Raw genomic sequence first — 18,429 nt, 5'->3', positions numbered from 1 at the left:
CACCTCTTTCCATCCCGAACAGAGAAGTTAAGCCCATTTGCGCCGATGGTACTGCCAATGGTGGGAGAGTAGGTCGTTGCCTTTATTTTAAACCTCAATCTTTATAGATTGAGGTTTTTTTTGTGCTAAACTGAAATAAATAATATATAAAAAATCCTCACAAATTTTAATTTTTGTAAGGATTTTATAAAGTGTATCATAGGTTTTTAGCCCCGATTGAAGCAATTGTTTGAGCTCTTTTTTTGATTTTTCTTCAAAAAAAAGCGAGTGCGGAAAGCGGGAATAGCTTCTAATTAAATTTATACTATTGATTTTAAAAATAAATATGTGAACAAAAATAATAGTGTAATAATCTATAGAAAAAATGCTTATTTTGGCACTATCAAAAAAATGAATTTATAAAATTTATGTTTTGAAGCCGAACAAATGTAATTATATGAAAAAACTACTAATCATTATTATTGTCATTTCAACTTCTATAGTTAATGGACAAACACTTAAAGATTCTGTTAATATTATTTATAAGAATTATTTTGAACTTTTAAAAACTAAAGAGAAATTAGATACAATTACTCTTAAAGTTGAAAATTTTGAAGAATTATTAGAATCGAACAATAAAAAAATAAAAAGAATTACTGATGCAGATCTTTTTGGATTGAAAAAACAACTAGAACAACGCCGAAAAAAAATAATTAATACTACAGAATTTGTTTTTGCTGCAAATGCAAGTTTAAATGCCATAAAACAATTAGATGCTACTAGTGATTATTTGACACAAATATCGAGTTTAAATAACCCTGGGAATTCTGATTTGGGTTTTTCTTTATCTGAAGAAATTTCTAATATTATAGAAAAAGAAATAATAAAAGGTAAAAAGAAAATTAATGGAGTTAAAAAGTCTAAGTTTTTACTTTTTGTAGATAATATTATAAAATCGCCAATAACTCAAACAATATCTAGTGCTATGCCTGTTGTTAGCTCTATAAAGTCAGTAATTGACCTAGTTATGGGAAGCGCTTTAAAAGGAAAAGATATTTCGATAGATAACGTTATTGAGCTTAAAAAAGCAGTAAAAGTATACCTAGAACATTATGAAGGTTTAGCAAAAGCACAAACTGAATTTGAACAAAATTTAGGGAATTTAGATATTAGAAAAGAAGGTTTGGTTTTATTATTAACTCAATATACTATGGAACGTTCAAATACTTTAAATCCTGATGCAGTTTTAGAAATAGATAAAAAATCATCTTTAACTAAGATTATCAATAAATATTACACAAAGAATATTGCAGAACAAAAAGTAGCTGAAATAATTAATAAAAATCCTTTCAGATATAGTATTCATTTGACAAACAGGAATTTAATGTATCCTGGTTATGCTTTAAATCAGGCTAAATTTATTCGTGATGATGTTGTCTCTTTAAGTAAAGAATATATATCAATATTTACTACGTATCAATCGGCACTGAAAAAAGTTTTAATCAAAAGTAAAAATATAGGTGATTCTAATAAAATAGATAGTAAAATAACAGAATTAGAAAAAAAACTATTAAATGTACAACTTTCTTTTGATGATAATTTAAATGTGTATAATTTAAATGCTACTTTTAAAAGATTAATGGAATATTAAAAAAAACAAAATATATAGCGTATGAATATACGCTATATATTTTATTAAAAACTATTTATCAATTTCTAAAAAGAAATTTTTACACATTGATATAATATTATTGTGATAATTATAAACATTAGTTAATATGATTATACCATTTTTTATTTTCAATATGAAAATTAACTCCTCAAGTTAAACAAGCCTAATCGATTTCTAAACTTTGAATATCAAATTCTGTAGCAATTTCTTCTAGAAAATAAGAAAATCTAATATCTTTTTTGGCTTTAAAAGCCAATTAAGCGATTTAATTTCATTCTTTAAGTTATAGCATGTTAAAAAAATAAAAAACCCCGTAAAACGGAGCTTTTTATTTTTTAATATGTAAAAGGATCAATCAGTCTATAATAAATCTAGAGCTTCAAGTCTTTCTTTTGCTAAAATATATCTAGCTTGAACATCTTCAATTTGTTCTTGTGTTAATTTCTTACCAAGAGTAAGAAGTCCACCAGTAGCATCATTATGATGAATTCCGAATGCATATTTAAGATATTCCATAAGTAATGGCTGAGCATCTAAGTATGAAATAGAATTCATAGCCTGAGAAATTTGGTTTGCTTTAGCCCATTCTTCATTTACTACATACTCTTGCATAGTAACACTAGCTTTTGGGAAGATACAACCTACACCTGTAATTCCACCACGTGCTCCAGCAAGTCCTGCGTGTACAGTTACTGTATCAACACCTGCTAAAACCTTTAAATCTTTGTTTTCTAACATCAGTGTTTCAATAACAGAAACATCTATAGTTGATATTTTAAGAGCAGTTACATTAGGAAGAACAGAAACTCTTCTAAGAATATCCGTTGAAAGCGCATGATATCCGGCTGCATCAGGATTGTTATAAGGCATAATTGTTACACCTGCACCTCTTGCTGTTACTTCCGCAAGTTCATAGTACGCATACATTTCTTCTTCAGAAGGAACTGCTTTAGTTTTTGGTGGCATTACCATAACAGTATCCACTCCAACGGTAGCAAGATCTTCAACGATTTTGGCAAGTTCTTCTTTAGTTTCTGCTGCAGCTCCACTAATTAAGGGTACATTGTATTCTTTAGCAACCTCAGAAAGAGCTTTAAGTAAAGAAATACGTTGTTCTGAACTTAGGTAGCTATTTTCACCTAGAGTACCAGATCCAACAAGTCCACCCATTCTGCTTCCTCCTTTTCCTTGAACTTTTAAAATATCTGAAGCGTATTTTTTTGTAGCTTCTAGGTCAATTTCAACAGCACCTGATTCTGACTTTTTTAACCATGTAAAAACGGCTGGCATAACGCTATATCTCCAATCTGATTTATTTGTGTCTATCATATTTGTTCTTGTCTAAAATTATATCAATAAAATTTTTCACAAAACTATGCAAAATTATTCAAAAAGTTTCAAATCAGTCAAAGAAGAGATAAAATATGTCAATCACCGAAGTTTAGTTTTTCTTCTTTTTAGTTTACCGATTTACTATTTTTATGAAATAGAAGATTAGTATAAGAAATGTTTTTATGAAAAATATTATTTGAAGAAACTTAAAAATTTTATTTTTTTTCGTTAAAGATATTTGTTTAATGTATTGTTTATCAGTATTTTATGTTTTGCATTAGCTTTGTAAGGTTGGGTGTTTTGTGTTTTTTTCATTTATTTAATACGATCTATAGCTAATATTTTTATTTATATACTCCTTCTTTGACATATTTAAATCGATATTTAAATATCGATTAAGGTTATTATAAATATTAATAGCTTTTTTTTTTGTGTTTTTTTGCTAAAATAGTATTTGTAATTATGTATTATACTGATATATGTTGACCTTTTTTTAGGTTAATTTATATCGTTCAAACTATTTTTTTAGCCGTTTATTATGATGCAAAAAATAATTTGAACTATATTTTTTTTAGAATTGTTAGTTCAGGGAAATTTACATTATTTATTCGATATGATTTATATTTTATATTAGGATTTAAATGTACTTCTGCAGGTTTTCTTAAATTTAGGCTAAAATGTGTTCTTAAATTATTGTATATCTCTACCACTTATTTTGTAATTTCTTGAGCAATAGCTGTATTTTTGATTATTTCTTTTAAAGCATATTCGTACTTTAAAGTTCTATTAATTCTTTTAGTAATAGCATTTTCGTATGGATTATATTGTTCTGTCATACTCATTATAATTCGATTACTTTCAGTAAACTTAATGTATGTATTGTCCTGAAATAGGTTGACCTTTTTTTGAATTTATAAGGTTAATAATTCCAGATTTTTTTATTTCTTCGATATGATTTATATTCGATATTTTGATTTATATGAACCTTCTTAGGAGTATTTAAATCGAGACTTAAATGTGGACGAAGGTTGTTATAAATATTAATAGCACTTTTTGTAATTTTCTTTGCTAAAATAGTGTTTTTAATTGTTAGTTTCAAACCATATTCATATTTTAAAGTTCTATTAATTCTTTCAGCGATAGCATTTTCATATGGATCATATTTTTCAGTCATACTCATAATTAAACCATTTTTTTCAGCAAATAGGGTATAAGTCGGATTGCAATATTGTAGTCCTCTATCTGAATGATGAATTAGTTTTTCATTCGGATATTTTCGATTTTTGATAGCCATTTTGAGTGCATCTATACAAAGCGATGTTCTCATATGTGTGTCTAATTTATACCCCATTATTTTCTTAGAATATGCATCTGTTACTAAAGCTAAATAATTATGACCTTTTTCTGTTTTTATATAGGTAATATCTGTTACCCAAAGTTGTTCCGCTCTTGTCGGGATTTTGTTTGATACAAGGTTTTTATACTTATAAAAATGATGTTTAGAATTCGTTGTAATATGATAGTTTTTTGTTCTAGGTACTAGTAATCTATGGCTTCTTAAGAAATTATAGAACTTGTCTCGCCCTATTTTTATTCCTTTTTTATCGATATCAATTTTTAATTGATGATATAGTTTTTTAGCCCCTAATTTCTGACCAATTCTATCACGACATTGTTTGACTAATTGTGTTAATATAAGTTCGTTATTTTGCTTTATTTGATAAGATTTTAATCGTTTGTAAAAGGCCTGTTTACTAATCCCAAAACATTGAATTAACCATTTTCTTTTAAACGGTTTTGCTTCTTTTTTTGAATCTCTTCTGCTAATGTTTTGGGCAATGACTTTTTTGACATATCGACACCAGTAATGATTTCCATATCAGCGATAATATCTTGTTGAAAATCTTTTACAAATTCTAGTTCTTCAATTTTCTCTTTGAGTTTTTTGATTTCATCTTGTTTACTCATGCTTAATTTTTTTTGTTCAAAAGTACTATATTTTTTGATCCAGTACTGAATTGTAGCTCTAGAAATATCGTATTTTTTAGCGGCGTAATTAACAGAAATACGTCCATTATGAATTTGGTCAATGATGAATAATTTGAGTTCAAAACCTACTTTATTGTAGTTCTTTTTTCGGCAGGGTAGTTTTGTCTTTGTGTCCATAGTTTAACTAAAAGTGTTTAAATTTTAGTCAACCTATTTCAGGATTTTACAATTCCGCCATTAGACACAACGTTGTTGTATATGGTTTGTTGCGTATTTCGAGCAACTAATTTAGTAAATAAAAACGGAATAGAAAATCCGTAAAGGATTTTCGCGAGTAGTTAATCACAAGCAATGAATTATATATGGTGTTGCAAGTAGTGATTTTCTAACTATATTTCTCATTTCTTAATTTTCTATTTAAAATTCTTCTGTTTTATTTTTCCTTCTTTTTTCACGTTTTAGCTTAAAACTCCGCCTTAATTAATTTCCGCTTATTTATTCACGATTTATTTTCAGCGTTAAATTCTGCCTTTTTTCACGTTTCAGCTTAAAACTCCGCCTTAATTAATTTCCGCCTATTTATTCACGATTCATTTTTCAGAGTTCAATTCTGTTTTTTTCTCTTTTTTAGGATTCATTTTCTAAAAATAGAGTAGCAGTCATTTTCAATTTTTCCAGCGCAATATTATTCAATATTAATTTCTAGAAAAGATAAATCACTAATTAGGAATTTCTGAGGAAATTCCGCCATTACTTGCAACGGGTTTGTATATGGTTTGTTGCGTGTTTAAACACCTAATTTAGTAAATAAAAACTGAATAGAAAATCCGCGAGGATTTTCGTAAGTAGGCTAGAACTAGCAATAAATTATATACGGTGTTAGCCATAGTAATTATGTTTTCTCAAATAATAACCCCATAATTTTAAATCCTTCGATTTCATTATTGTTATTTCTAATAAATTCAATTGGACTTATTGATATTTCAAGCAAATCTTTTGAAAGGGAATTCATTTCTTTTTTCCAAGCACCATTTCTATAATAGTAATAAAGTTTTCCGTTTTCTAATTGAAGTTTTTTGCTAATTTGAAACTCTTTGTTAAAATATTGTCCTTCATATTCCTTTAGTTCCTTTTCTGAATGTTGGTAAGGATGAAACGTTTTAAATAACCAAGGTTTTTCATTCTCAAAATCATCGTAGGTGTATTGTTTTTCGTTTTCTATAAAGCTGAACTCAACAATTGCACTGCCTTCTTCACCGAATAAAAACTTGTGGTTACCTAACGGAATAAGTTCTGTGATTTTATCTCCATCTAAAGTAAAAACTTGTAACTGATTGTCTATTTGTTTTATATTATTGGCTTTGCGGTCATCGTCATTGTAATAATATATATAAGAACCTTCATATCGTTTCAATTCTTTATTTGAGAGTTTAACTGGCTTATAAATGGGTGAATTTTCTTCTTTGGTTTGAATGTATAAGTCAATAAGTTTGAAAAAACGGTCTTTAAAATCCCAATCAAAGGTATTTTGAGTGGTGAAAAATGCAAGGTCTAATTCTGGGAAATAAAGATATTTTGAAACAAATCCGCTACTAATCATACCATCAAATCCCATTGCTTTGTAACCGTTGTGTGTTTCAAATTCTACTCCTAAACCGAAATTTATGATAGTTCCGTCATTCAATTTGGCTTTTGTGCACATTTTCTTCCAAACGTCGGGTGTTCCTATAGTTGAATTTTTAATGTTTTGATGCCATTGAAACATATCTTCTGGATTTGTTATTATTTGCCCATCTCCCGCAAAAAACAATCCGTATTGATGAGTTTTATAAATCTGACCTTCATCCTCTGTATAACCGATTGCTCGATTTGGGATTGTTCTGTAAACATTTGTATTTACAATGGTGTGGTCCATTTTAAGTGGGTTAAAAATGTTTTTTTGCAAGTAATCTTCATATGACATTCCTGAAGCTATTTCAATAATGGAAGCCAATAAAATATAATTCGCATTAGTATAATAAAAGTATTCTCCTGGCTCAAAGTTAAGTTTATCTATGTTTGTAATTATATTAACGAGCATTGACGATTTTATGTAATCTCTCCAATTAATATCACACACTTCAAGATAAGGGTCAACCTCTTTTATACCACTTGTTTGGTTTAATAAATGCTCAATAGTTGGGTTTCCTTTTTTATATCTTGGAAGATTTTTAATGTATTTATATGCTGGATCTTTTATTGATAACTTTCCTTGATTTTCTAACAGTAAAATTGCTCCTGCTGTAAACTGTTTCGCAATTGAACCTATATCAAAAACTGTTTCTTTTGTTACAGGAATGTTATAATCAAGATTGGAACTTCCATATTGTTTTTCAATGGTAATTTTATCTCCCTTAAATACTGCAACAGAAAATCCGGGTTCATTATTATTAACTTGATATAATTTGTCAATTTCAGAATCTAAATTTTGGGAACTTGCAAAGTTTGTTAGTAAACAAAATGATAGTAAGACAAAAATAAATGCAATTTTATTCATATTTGTAGGCTTTCCTTTAAAGAGCGTATTTTTTTCGAATTGTTACAGTTGAGTGAGTTTTTATTATGGCTAACGTTCTTGTATATGATTTCGTTGCGTTTTTCGAGCAACTAATATAGTTTAAAAAACTCAAACATCTACGTTTGCGAGTATTTTCCGCAGGAAAATAAATGAGCAATGAATTATATATGTTGTTGCCAAATGCGACTTTTTGTTTAAATTCTAAATTTTCAATATTTTCTAAATTATTGAATTCGAGTAAAACTTTAATTCTGCATTTTTTAATTCCGTAATATTTGTTTTCAGCTTTTTAAAAAACTCTAAATTTTCAATATTTTCTAAATTATTGAATTTGAGCAAAATTTTAATTCTGCGTTTTTAATTCCGTAATATTTATTTTCAGCTTTTAAAAAACTCTAAATTTTCAATATTTTATAAATTATGTATTGTCCTGAAATAGGTTGACCTTTTTTTTTGAATTTATAAGGTTAATAATTCCAGATTTTTTTTATTTCTTCGATATGATTTATATTCGATATTTTGATTTATATGAACCTTCTTAGGAGTATTTAAATCGAGACTTAAATGTGGACGAAGGTTGTTATAAATATTAATAGCACTTTTTGTAATTTTCTTTGCTAAAATAGTGTTTTTAATTGTTAGTTTCAAACCATATTCATATTTTAAAGTTTTATTAATTCTTTCAGCGATAGCATTTTCATATGGATCATGTTTTTCAGTCATACTCATAATTAAACCATTTTTTTCAGCAAATAAGGTATAAGTCGGATTGCAATATTGTAGTCCTCTATCCGAATGATGAATTAGTTTTTTATTCGGATATTTTCGATTTTTGATAGCCATTTTGAGTGCATCTATACAAAGTGATGTTCTCATATGTGTGTCTAATTTATACCCCATTATTTTCTTAGAATATGCATCTGTTACTAAAGCTAAATAATTATGACCTTTTTCTGTTTTTATATAGGTAATATCTGTTACCCAAAGTTGTTCCGCTCTTGTCGGGATTTTGTTTGATACAAGGTTTTTATACTTATAAAAATGATGCTTAGAATTCGTTGTAATATGATAGTTTTTTGTTCTAGGTACTAGTAATCTATGGCTTCTTAAGAAATTATAGAACTTGTCTCGTCCTATTTTTATTCCTTTTTTATCGATATCAATTTTTAATTGATGATATAGTTTTTTAGCCCCTAATTTCTGACCAATTCTATCACGACATTGTTTGACTAATTGTGTTAATATAAGTTCGTTATTTTGCTTTATTTGATAAGATTTTAATCGTTTGTAAAAGGCCTGTTTACTAATCCCAAAACATTGAATTAACCATTTTCTTTTAAACGGTTTTGCTTCTTTTTTTGAATCTCTTCTGCTAATGTTTTGGGCAATGACTTTTTTGACATATCGACACCAGTAATGATTTCCATATCAGCGATAATATCTTGTTGAAAATCTTTTACAAATTCTAGTTCTTCAATTTTCTCTTTGAGTTTTTTGATTTCATCTTGTTTACTCATGCCTAATTTTTTTTGTTCAAAAGTACTATATTTTTTGATCTAGTACTGAATTGTAGCTCTAGAAATATCGTATTTTTTAGCAGCGTAATTAACAGAAATACGTCCATTATGAATTTGGTCAATGATGAATAATTTGAGTTCAAAACCTACTTTATTGTAGTTCTTTTTTCGGCAGGGTAGTTTTGTCTTTGTGTCCATAGTTTAACTAAAAGTGTTTAAATTTTAGTCAACCTATTTCAGGATTTTACAGTTTTCTTATATTGTGGGCAACGGTTGGTGTAAGAATAGTAAGGGGTTAAAAAAGCACTTAATATTCAGTTTGTTCCTTAGCGAAATTTACAATTTTTCTTTCAAAACATAGTCCGTAAAACTGTAAATTTTGCGGACTATGTTAAAAGTACTGAACTTTGTGTTAAGCACTAAAACCCTTATTATTTTTACACATTGTTAGCCACTTTTATTTTTCCAGTTTATATTTTCCAATGTGTCCAGATACGTCTCCACCAAGGTAAAGATAGCCATTGTGTTCTTCGACTGAAGTTGCTTCGGCTACAAATTCTCCAGTTGTATCGTAATATGTTTTTATAATTTCTCCATTGCTACTTAAATGCATTAACATTCCATAAGGTACTGCCTTAGGTTGCATAAAAGATGGAAGTCCGTAAACTATTTTTTTAACTAAAGGTTTTGGATGTATTTCATCTAATGATTTATCTCTTTTAGTTGAAAATCCAAGCCAAAAACTACCGTCTTTACTTCTAGAAATTCCATTTGGAAATCCTGTTAAATTATCTAAAAATATATCTGTAGTTCCTTTTTTATCTCCTTTAAGCCAATATCTGCGTATTCTATATTTTGCTAAATCGACCATTAATATAAAATCATCATTTTGAGAAACAGCAACTCCGTTTCCAAAATATGTTCCGTCAATTAGTGTTTTTACACGTTTTGTTTTTGGGTTGTAACTGTAAAGTCCGCCATCTGGTCTAGCTTCCATTAGTAATTTCCAAATATGTTTGTTGCTAAAATTCACTTTTGATGATGTATTTGTAAAATATATCATTCCATCATTAGCAATATCCACATCGTTAGGTATTAAGAATTTGTTGCCGTTTTCATCTTCACTTGCCAAAGTTTTAATGTTACCATTTTGGTCTATACTTATTAAACCTCTTTCTAAGTCGCCAGCGATTAGATTTTGATTACTATCAAAATGCATTCCTGTAACCCAGGATTCTGAATTTGCAAATACACTAACTTTTCCTGACGTATCTATTTTTAAAACGCGACCATCTGTGAAATCTGTTTTTGAAATATGTACTCCACAATACAAATTCCCTTGATTATCTATTGCAATATCTTCTGGACCAAACCAACCATCTAAATCAATTCGCTCTGTTGTACTTAATAATTCATTTTCTGTAAGTACTCCATCTAATTTCGGAATTGTAGGTGGCGACCAAGCTAAAGGACTAAGCGACCAAGAATTATATATTACATTAATAATAAATAAAGCAAATAATGCAAGTATTGTAACAATTGATATTTTTATTTTTTTTGATATTTTCATTGTGTTTATTTTTTCGATTTATAAAGCACAAAGAAACAACAGGTTTTAATATTTATATCTTGACATTTGTTATGAAATGGAAATTTCTTTCCTAATTCGACTTAACGATTCAGAAGCTATGCCAAGAAAACTCGCAATTTGATATTGAGGAACTCGACTAACAATTTTTTTGTTGTAATTTTTTAAAAAATCTAAGTATCTTTTTTTCGCAGATTTTGTCTGCATTGTTAAAGTTCTTTCTAAAGCACAAAGGTGATTTCTTTCGGCTAAAATCCTACCAAATTTCTCAAATTTTGACGATTTTTTATATAATTGAGCCAAACTATGAGAAGATATTTCATAAACGATGCTATCTTCAAGAACTTCCAACTTTTCTGAAGAAGGTGTTTGATTTATAAAGCTGTTAAAAACCGTTATAAACTGATTGTCACAAGCGAAGTAAGTTGTAATATCTTTTTCGTCTAAATTTTTATATGTTCTAAATAGTCCAGATTCAATAAAATACAAGGTTTCTGCTGGATTTTCTTCCTCAATTAATATGGTTTTCGCCTTATGTTCTTGCCTTTTTAGGTGTTTAGAAAAATTTTCCCACTCACTTTCAGATAACCCAATTAATTCTTTCAGTATTTTACTTAGTTCGTTCATTTTTTTTTAATTGTGGCTAACGTTCTTGTATATGATTTCGTTGCGTTTTTCGAGCAACTAATATAGTTTAAAAAACTCAAACATCTACGTTTGCGAGTATTTTCCGCAGGAAAATAAATGAGTAATGAATGTATTGTCCTGAAATAGGTTGACCTTTTTTTTTGAATTTATAAGGTTAATAATTCCAGATTTTTTTTATTTCTTCGATATGATTTATATTCGATATTTTGATTTATATGAACCTTCTTAGGAGTATTTAAATCGAGACTTAAATGTGGACGAAGGTTGTTATAAATATTAATAGCACTTTTTGTAATTTTCTTTGCTAAAATAGTGTTTTTAATTGTTAGTTTCAAACCATATTCATATTTTAAAGTTCTATTAATTCTTTCAGCGATAGCATTTTCATATGGATCATATTTTTCAGTCATACTCATAATTAAACCATTTTTTTCAGCAAATAAGGTATAAGTCGGATTGCAATATTGTAGTCCTCTATCTGAATGATGAATTAGTTTTTCATTCGGATATTTTCGATTTTTGATAGCCATTTTGAGTGCATCTATACAAAGCGATGTTCTCATATGTGTGTCTAATTTATACCCCATTATTTTCTTAGAATATGCATCTGTTACTAAAGCTAAATAATTATGTCCTTTTTCTGTTTTTATATAGGTAATATCTGTTACCCAAAGTTGTTCCGCTCTTGTCGGGATTTTGTTTGATACAAGGTTTTTATACTTATAAAAATGATGTTTAGAATTCGTTGTAATATGATAGTTTTTTGTTCTAGGCACTAGTAATCTATGGCTTTTTAAGAAATTATAGAACTTGTCTCGCCCTATTTTTATTCCTTTTTTATCGATATCAATTTTTAATTGATGATATAGTTTTTTAGCCCCTAATTTCTGACCAATTCTATCACGACATTGTTTGACTAATTGTGTTAATATAAGTTCGTTATTTTGCTTTATTTGATAAGATTTTAATCGTTTGTAAAAGGCCTGTTTACTAATCCCAAAACATTGAATTAACCATTTTCTTTTAAACGGTTTTGCTTCTTTTTTTGAATCTCTTCTGCTAATGTTTTGGGCAATGACTTTTTTGACATATCGACACCAGTAATGATTTCCATATCAGCGATAATATCTTGTTGAAAATCTTTTACAAATTCTAGTTCTTCAATTTTCTCTTTGAGTTTTTTGATTTCATCTTGTTTACTCGTACCTAATTTTTTTTGTTCAAAAGTACTATATTTTTTGATCCAGTACTGAATTGTAGCTCTAGAAATATCGTATTTTTTAGCAGCGTAATTAACAGAAATACGTCCATTATGAATTTGGTCAATGATGAATAATTTGAGTTCAAAACCTACTTTATTGTAGTTCTTTTTTCGGCAGGGTAGTTTTGTCTTTGTGTCCATAGTTTAACTAAAAATGTTTAAATTTTAGTCAACCTATTTCAGGATTTTACAATAAATCAATTAGGTCTAAGAATTATTTTGTTACTTTGATTTTTTGAAATAACCAACTATATGTTTTTTATTATTGGAATTTTTATAGCTATTTTCCTTTCACTTCTTTTATTAATGAAAGCTAAAAAATCACGTGCAGATAAAATTCTTTTTGTCTGGCTCATTTTAATTTCTTTACTTCAAATATTTCGATATTTTTTAGAGTCTGGTTATTTTTTTGAATACCCAAATTGGCTTGGAGTTGAGCTAGTATTACCAGTTTTATATGGTGTTTTGTTATATATGTATGTTATTGAAATTACTGGAAATACCATTAGAAAAAAAAGTACTGTATTTCTGCATTTTATTCCTTCTATCATTTTAGTCGTATTAATAATCCCTTTTTTTCAATTAACGACCGAACAGAAAATACTTGTTTATCAAAATAATGGAGAAGGTTTTGAGTGGTTTGTATTAATAGAAGGATTAACAGTTGTTATCTCTGGTTTGACTTATTCTATTTGGTCTTTGATAATTATAAATAGACATCAAAAAAACTTAGAAAATATATTTTCGAATAAAGAAAAAAAGAAATTACAGTGGTTAAAAATCTTATCCATAGCTAATGGTGTTATATTCATGTTAGCTCTTTTTTTTGAGACAAATGTTACTTACACAGCAATAGTGCTCTTAGTTTTGTTTATTGGATTTTTTGGAATTAACCAATTAAATATTTTTTATTCTAATACATTAGATAAGGAGCTACTTATAGAAAATAAAAAAGTAAAAAAGCAAGAAGTTTCTAGAAAAAGTGTTTCAAAAAAAAAGTATGCTAAGTCTGGTTTAACTAAAAATAATGTTTTGGAGATTTATATTGCACTCAAAGAGTTGATGGATAACAAATCATATTATAAAAATTCAGAACTCACTTTAGTAGAATTAGCTAAAATTTTAGATGTACATCCTAATTATTTATCGCAAGTCATTAACGAGGTTGAAGGAAAAAATTTTCACAACTACATTAACGGTCTTCGAATAAAAGAGTTTATTAAGTTAGCATCTATAAAAGAAAATAAAAAATACACAATAATTTCTCTAGCTTATGATTGTGGTTTTAATACAAAATCTACATTCAATAAGAATTTTAAACTACAGACAGGAAAAACACCAACAGAATTTTTCAATTCTTAACTTTTTTTGTAGATATTTTGTTTCCCTTGTAAAAGTATACTACTTATATTATAAATGTAATTCTCTATAAAACACAGAAAAACCAATGGTTCTTTAGTAAGAACTTGTAAGCACGTACTTTTTACTTAAATACTAAGCCTTTTGATATTAAAAACGAGTACATCTTTGTGAGAAAATATGTGCAATGAAATAATTCATTCGCTAACAAATAAAAATATAAAAATGAGAACAATGAAATTTTATTTATTTATTACGGTTTTTAGTATGCTTTTAGCATTGAATTCATGTAGTCTTGGTGACGACGATAATAATATTGTTGAAAGAAATGATGATGATGGAGACGGTGTTGTAAATGTTATTGATAAATGTGCGCATACACCTGAAGGAGTAGAGGTTGATGCTGTTGGCTGTCCTGTTAAAGAGGATTAATATTTATAGAGGTTTTATTTATTCTAAATAGAACTTATTGTGCTGAATCAAGATAATACTTTAATTAAATTTTGATTCAGCACGATTTTTATTCCGAATTCTAATAACAATTAAAAGATTTGAAATTTATTTTCAAATCCTATTATATCTAATTTTATAAAAAAATGAACTATTTAGCAGCTGTATTGTCCTGAAATAGGTTGACCTTTTTTTTGAATTTATAAGGTTAATAATTCCAGATTTTTTTTATTTCTTCGATATGATTTATATTCGATATTTTGATTTATATGAACCTTCTTAGGAGTATTTAAATCGAGACTTAAATGTGGACGAAGGTTGTTATAAATATTAATAGCACTTTTTGTAATTTTCTTTGCTAAAATAGTGTTTTTAATTGTTAGTTTCAAACCATATTCATATTTTAAAGTTCTATTAATTCTTTCAGCGATAGCATTTTCATATGGATCATATTTTTCAGTCATACTCATAATTAAACCATTTTTTTCAGCAAATAAGGTATAAGTCGGATTGCAATATTGTAGTCCTCTATCTGAATGATGAATTAGTTTTTCATTCGGATATTTTCGATTTTTGATAGCCATTTTGAGTGCATCTATACAAAGCGATGTTCTCATATGTGTGTCTAATTTATACCCCATTATTTTCTTAGAATATGCATCTGTTACTAAAGCTAAATAATTATGTCCTTTTTCTGTTTTTATATAGGTAATATCTGTTACCCAAAGTTGTTCCGCTCTTGTCGGGATTTTGTTTGATACAAGGTTTTTATACTTATAAAAATGATGTTTAGAATTCGTTGTAATATGATAGTTTTTTGTTCTAGGCACTAGTAATCTATGGCTTTTTAAGAAATTATAGAACTTGTCTCGCCCTATTTTTATTCCTTTTTTATCGATATCAATTTTTAATTGATGATATAGTTTTTTAGCCCCTAATTTCTGACCAATTCTATCACGACATTGTTTGACTAATTGTGTTAATATAAGTTCGTTATTTTGCTTTATTTGATAAGATTTTAATCGTTTGTAAAAGGCCTGTTTACTAATCCCAAAACATTGAATTAACCATTTTCTTTTAAACGGTTTTGCTTCTTTTTTTGAATCTCTTCTGCTAATGTTTTGGGCAATGACTTTTTTGACATATCGACACCAGTAATGATTTCCATATCAGCGATAATATCTTGTTGAAAATCTTTTACAAATTCTAGTTCTTCAATTTTCTCTTTGAGTTTTTTGATTTCATCTTGTTTACTCATGCTTAATTTTTTTTGTTCAAAAGTACTATATTTTTTGATCCAGTACTGAATTGTAGCTCTAGAAATATCGTATTTTTTAGCGGCGTAATTAACAGAAATACGTCCATTATGAATTTGGTCAATGATGAATAATTTGAGTTCAAAACCTACTTTATTGTAGTTCTTTTTTCGGCAGGGTAGTTTTGTCTTTGTGTCCATAGTTTAACTAAAAGTGTTTAAATTTTAGTCAACCTATTTCAGGATTTTACAAGCAATGAACTATGCACGTTGTTGGGTTTTCGTTTTATAGTTTTTGTGTTTTTTTCTACCTGTTTTTCTTTTTAAATTTATGTTTTTTAGCAATTATTTTCTCAAAGTTTTTAATTCTACGGTTTTAATTTTCACGTTTTGAGCTTCAATTCCTATTTTTCATATTTTCTGCAATTTTTCAAAATGTAAAATATGATTTTAAAATTCTCTCATTTCACATTTCAGTTTTTCCACAACAGTTTTCAAATAGAATTTTTCAAAATATAGGAAATGTAAAATATGATTTTAAAATTCTCTTATTTCACATTTCAATTTTTCCACAACAATTTTCAATTAGAATTTTTCAAAATGTAAATAATATTCTTAAAAAACTATAATTTTCAAAATGATTTTTAGTGTGATTTCCTGAGGTAATTAAAGTGAGTTTTTCTGAAAGTTTTTTCCAGCTATTTTTAAATTTTATTTAAAAACTAAATTTTCAAATTTTAACGATTTTTGCTAATGAAACCCAACGGTCTTGTATAAGAATAGTGCGGTTTTGTGTGCGAGGATTTTCCGAAGAAAAATCAGACGTAACAAAAGAGTACGAACTCTTGATTAAGCACTAAACTACGCATTATTTTTATACGTTGTTGTGTGTAGTTTTTATTTTATCAGTTTTAGAGTTTGTTTTCCAAATACAGGACTGTCAAATTCTATTCTATCATCATAATCAATCGATTCAGTTGGCGGATCTATTGGAACGTTATCAATCCGTTCAGCTTTTAAATCCGTAGATTCTGCGTATAAATCATCATATATCAAAATCACATTATTCCGTCTTTCGAGAAACGGTAATTGAGTTGCGTTTTCGTTTCTAACGACACTTTTGTTTGTCAAGTCAAAAGCACACCATTCAATATTTCCACGATAGAATAAGAAATTTGTCTCTGGAATAAATAAAAAATCGCTTTCGTCAATTTCATTTCCTTTGGCAAGCTCAAATTTTATTCGAGTTTTAGTTCCGTTATTTTCAAAATTCAATTCGGAAGATTGGATAATATCTTCATTAAGATGTGTTTTTTCTCGATGAATTATATCAAAATCCGTTGATGAAATTATATGGTCAAAATTCTTTATTTTCATTCAGTTACTCGGTTTCTCAAATTACACCCAACGGTTTTATATATGATTTGTTGCGTATTTCAAGTTCTAAATATATTAAATAAAAACGGAATAGAAAATCCCCTAAGGATTTTCGTAAGTAGATAAGCACTAGGAATAAATTATATATGTTGTTGCAAGTAGTGATTTTCTAACTAAATTTCTCATTTATTAATTTTCAATTTTCCCGTTTTATTTCTCTTTTTTTTACGTTTCTACTTAAGACTCCGCCTTAATTAATTTCCACCTATTTATTTACGCTTTATTTTCAGCGTTAACTTCTGCTTTTTTCACGTTTCTGCTTAAAACTCCGCTTTAATTAATTTCTGCCTATTTATTCACGCTTCATTTTTCAGAGTTAATTCTGTTTTCCTCTTTTTTAGGATTCATTTTCTAAAAATAGAGTAGAAGTCATTTTCAATTTTTCCAGCGTAATATTATTCAATATTAATTTCTAGAAAAGATAAATAACTAATTAGAAATTTCTGAGGGAATTCCGCCATTACTTGCAACGTTTTTGTATATGATTTCGTTGCGAAATCATAGCACTAATATAGTTTAAAAAACTCAAATATCTACGTTTGCGAGGATTTTCCGCAGGAAAATCAATAAGCAATGAATTATATATGTTGTTGCCAAATGCGACTTTTTGTTTAAATTCTAAACTTTAAATATTTTCTAAATTATTGAATTTGATTAAAACTTTAATTCTGTGTTTTTAATTCCGTGATATTTATTTTCAACTTTTTAAAAAACTCTAAATTTTCAATATTTTATAAATTATTGAATTTGAACAAAATTTTAATTCTACGTTTTAAATTCCGTGATATTTATTTTCAGTTTTATAAAATTCTAAATTTTCAATATTTTCTAAATTATTGAATTTGAGCAAAATTTTAATTCTGCGTTTTATATTCCGTAATATTTATTTCCAGTTTTATAAAATTCTAAATTTTTCAATATTTTCTAAATTATTGAATTTGAGCAAAATTTTAATTCTGCGTTTTACATTCCGTAATATTTATTTTCAGTTTTTATAAAATTCTAATTTTTGAAATATTTTCTAAATTATTCAATTTTAGTAAAACTTTAATTCTACGTTTTTATTCAGTAATAATGGTTTTCAGTATTTTATTTTTCCGAGTTTTTGGCAACGTTCTTGTATATGATTTCGTTGCGAAATCATATACAAGAACGTTGCCAAAAACTCAAATATATACATTTGCAAGGATTTTCCGCAGGAAAATCAGTAAGCAATGAATTATATACGTTGTTGCCAAATGCGACTTTTTGTTTAAATTCTAAACTTTAAATATTTTCTAAATTATTGAATTTGAGTAAAACATAATTTAGCATTTTTTAATTCCGTAATATTTATTTTCAGTTTTTATAAAACTCTAAATTTTCAATATTTTTAAATTATTTAA

At 27.4% G+C, this 18,429-nt stretch carries 18 protein-coding genes and 1 rRNA gene (1 of these 19 cut by a window edge); 4 read left to right on the top strand and 15 right to left on the bottom strand.

Going from position 1 to position 18,429, the window contains the following annotated elements; all coding sequences use genetic code 11:
• Positions 1 to 85, top strand: a 5S ribosomal RNA gene (rrf, locus tag PG913_RS08905) (it extends 24 nt beyond the left edge of the window).
• Between the two features lie 351 nt (positions 86 to 436).
• The gene (locus PG913_RS08900) at positions 437 to 1,630 is read left to right on the top strand and encodes a hypothetical protein (protein WP_271230410.1); all 1,194 of its coding nucleotides are present in this window, start codon (positions 437 to 439) and stop codon (positions 1,628 to 1,630) included.
• Positions 1,631 to 2,011: 381 nt separating this feature from the next.
• Here PG913_RS08900 and PG913_RS08895 read toward each other — a convergent pair whose 3' ends face one another.
• From PG913_RS08895 to PG913_RS08840, 12 genes are all read right to left on the bottom strand, one after another.
• On the bottom strand, positions 2,012 to 2,980 hold the full coding sequence (locus tag PG913_RS08895) for a dihydrodipicolinate synthase family protein (RefSeq protein ID WP_271230409.1): 969 nt from the start codon (positions 2,978 to 2,980) through the stop codon (positions 2,012 to 2,014).
• Positions 2,981 to 3,693: 713 nt separating this feature from the next.
• Positions 3,694 to 3,825, bottom strand: coding sequence for a hypothetical protein (locus PG913_RS08890; protein ID WP_271230408.1), 132 nt, complete (start codon positions 3,823 to 3,825; stop codon positions 3,694 to 3,696).
• A gap of 77 nt (positions 3,826 to 3,902) precedes the next feature.
• Positions 3,903 to 4,742: an IS3 family transposase gene (locus PG913_RS08885; RefSeq protein ID WP_271232153.1), complete on the bottom strand. Its 840-nt coding sequence runs from the start codon at positions 4,740 to 4,742 to the stop codon at positions 3,903 to 3,905.
• Positions 4,743 to 4,756: 14 nt separating this feature from the next.
• Positions 4,757 to 5,149, bottom strand: a complete 393-nt coding sequence (locus tag PG913_RS08880; RefSeq protein WP_271230376.1) for a helix-turn-helix domain-containing protein — start codon at positions 5,147 to 5,149, stop codon at positions 4,757 to 4,759.
• Between the two features lie 715 nt (positions 5,150 to 5,864).
• Entirely contained in the window at positions 5,865 to 7,508 is a 1,644-nt protein-coding gene (locus PG913_RS08875) for a serine hydrolase domain-containing protein (RefSeq protein WP_271230407.1), read from the bottom strand.
• 480 nt (positions 7,509 to 7,988) lie between these two features.
• Positions 7,989 to 8,837 (bottom strand): IS3 family transposase, encoded by an 849-nt coding sequence (locus PG913_RS08870; protein ID WP_271232155.1) that lies wholly within the window; start codon positions 8,835 to 8,837, stop codon positions 7,989 to 7,991.
• 14 nt (positions 8,838 to 8,851) lie between these two features.
• Entirely contained in the window at positions 8,852 to 9,046 is a 195-nt protein-coding gene (locus PG913_RS08865) for a hypothetical protein (RefSeq protein WP_234976790.1), read from the bottom strand.
• A 39-nt stretch (positions 9,047 to 9,085) separates the two neighbouring features.
• Positions 9,086 to 9,244 carry a helix-turn-helix domain-containing protein gene (locus PG913_RS08860; RefSeq protein WP_271230406.1) on the bottom strand — a complete coding sequence of 53 codons (159 nt, stop codon included), beginning with the start codon at positions 9,242 to 9,244 and terminating at the stop codon, positions 9,086 to 9,088.
• 259 nt (positions 9,245 to 9,503) lie between these two features.
• Positions 9,504 to 10,616 (bottom strand): SMP-30/gluconolactonase/LRE family protein, encoded by a 1,113-nt coding sequence (locus PG913_RS08855; RefSeq protein ID WP_271230405.1) that lies wholly within the window; start codon positions 10,614 to 10,616, stop codon positions 9,504 to 9,506.
• Between the two features lie 69 nt (positions 10,617 to 10,685).
• Positions 10,686 to 11,261: a Crp/Fnr family transcriptional regulator gene (locus PG913_RS08850; RefSeq protein ID WP_271230404.1), complete on the bottom strand. Its 576-nt coding sequence runs from the start codon at positions 11,259 to 11,261 to the stop codon at positions 10,686 to 10,688.
• A 167-nt stretch (positions 11,262 to 11,428) separates the two neighbouring features.
• Entirely contained in the window at positions 11,429 to 12,277 is an 849-nt protein-coding gene (locus PG913_RS08845) for an IS3 family transposase (protein ID WP_271232154.1), read from the bottom strand.
• Between the two features lie 14 nt (positions 12,278 to 12,291).
• Positions 12,292 to 12,684, bottom strand: coding sequence for a transposase (locus PG913_RS08840; protein WP_271230403.1), 393 nt, complete (start codon positions 12,682 to 12,684; stop codon positions 12,292 to 12,294).
• A 111-nt stretch (positions 12,685 to 12,795) separates the two neighbouring features.
• On the opposite strand from PG913_RS08840, the gene PG913_RS08835 reads away from it, so the two are divergent.
• Entirely contained in the window at positions 12,796 to 13,905 is a 1,110-nt protein-coding gene (locus PG913_RS08835) for a helix-turn-helix domain-containing protein (RefSeq protein ID WP_271230402.1), read from the top strand.
• Between the two features lie 231 nt (positions 13,906 to 14,136).
• Entirely contained in the window at positions 14,137 to 14,334 is a 198-nt protein-coding gene (locus tag PG913_RS08830; RefSeq protein ID WP_271230401.1) for a hypothetical protein, read from the top strand.
• Between the two features lie 218 nt (positions 14,335 to 14,552).
• On the opposite strand, the gene PG913_RS08825 is transcribed toward PG913_RS08830, so the two are convergent.
• The 3 genes from PG913_RS08825 to PG913_RS08815 form a co-directional block, all read right to left on the bottom strand.
• Positions 14,553 to 15,401: an IS3 family transposase gene (locus tag PG913_RS08825; protein ID WP_271232154.1), complete on the bottom strand. Its 849-nt coding sequence runs from the start codon at positions 15,399 to 15,401 to the stop codon at positions 14,553 to 14,555.
• A gap of 14 nt (positions 15,402 to 15,415) precedes the next feature.
• The gene (locus tag PG913_RS08820; protein WP_271230376.1) at positions 15,416 to 15,808 is read right to left on the bottom strand and encodes a helix-turn-helix domain-containing protein; all 393 of its coding nucleotides are present in this window, start codon (positions 15,806 to 15,808) and stop codon (positions 15,416 to 15,418) included.
• 696 nt (positions 15,809 to 16,504) lie between these two features.
• Positions 16,505 to 16,984, bottom strand: coding sequence for a hypothetical protein (locus PG913_RS08815; RefSeq protein ID WP_271230400.1), 480 nt, complete (start codon positions 16,982 to 16,984; stop codon positions 16,505 to 16,507).
• Between the last annotated feature and the right edge of the window lie 1,445 nt (positions 16,985 to 18,429).

The organism is Tenacibaculum pacificus, from assembly GCF_027941775.1.
Taxonomy (GTDB): domain Bacteria; phylum Bacteroidota; class Bacteroidia; order Flavobacteriales; family Flavobacteriaceae; genus Polaribacter; species Polaribacter pacificus_A.
Note: the sequence above shows the minus strand (reverse complement) of the source record. Positions and strands in the feature narration are given on the sequence as shown.

Coding starts and splice junctions, on each gene's coding strand:
- PG913_RS08840 (WP_271230403.1), bottom strand. CDS start 12,684: ATGGACACAAAGACAAAACTACCCTGCCGAAAAAAGAACTACAATAAA.
- PG913_RS08835 (WP_271230402.1), top strand. CDS start 12,796: ATGTTTTTTATTATTGGAATTTTTATAGCTATTTTCCTTTCACTTCTT.
- PG913_RS08850 (WP_271230404.1), bottom strand. CDS start 11,261: ATGAACGAACTAAGTAAAATACTGAAAGAATTAATTGGGTTATCTGAA.
- PG913_RS08830 (WP_271230401.1), top strand. CDS start 14,137: ATGAAATTTTATTTATTTATTACGGTTTTTAGTATGCTTTTAGCATTG.
- PG913_RS08865 (WP_234976790.1), bottom strand. CDS start 9,046: ATGAGTAAACAAGATGAAATCAAAAAACTCAAAGAGAAAATTGAAGAA.
- PG913_RS08890 (WP_271230408.1), bottom strand. CDS start 3,825: ATGAGTATGACAGAACAATATAATCCATACGAAAATGCTATTACTAAA.
- PG913_RS08860 (WP_271230406.1), bottom strand. CDS start 9,244: ATGGACACAAAGACAAAACTACCCTGCCGAAAAAAGAACTACAATAAA.
- PG913_RS08815 (WP_271230400.1), bottom strand. CDS start 16,984: ATGAAAATAAAGAATTTTGACCATATAATTTCATCAACGGATTTTGAT.
- PG913_RS08855 (WP_271230405.1), bottom strand. CDS start 10,616: ATGAAAATATCAAAAAAAATAAAAATATCAATTGTTACAATACTTGCA.
- PG913_RS08880 (WP_271230376.1), bottom strand. CDS start 5,149: ATGGACACAAAGACAAAACTACCCTGCCGAAAAAAGAACTACAATAAA.
- PG913_RS08900 (WP_271230410.1), top strand. CDS start 437: ATGAAAAAACTACTAATCATTATTATTGTCATTTCAACTTCTATAGTT.
- PG913_RS08820 (WP_271230376.1), bottom strand. CDS start 15,808: ATGGACACAAAGACAAAACTACCCTGCCGAAAAAAGAACTACAATAAA.
- PG913_RS08875 (WP_271230407.1), bottom strand. CDS start 7,508: ATGAATAAAATTGCATTTATTTTTGTCTTACTATCATTTTGTTTACTA.
- PG913_RS08895 (WP_271230409.1), bottom strand. CDS start 2,980: ATGATAGACACAAATAAATCAGATTGGAGATATAGCGTTATGCCAGCC.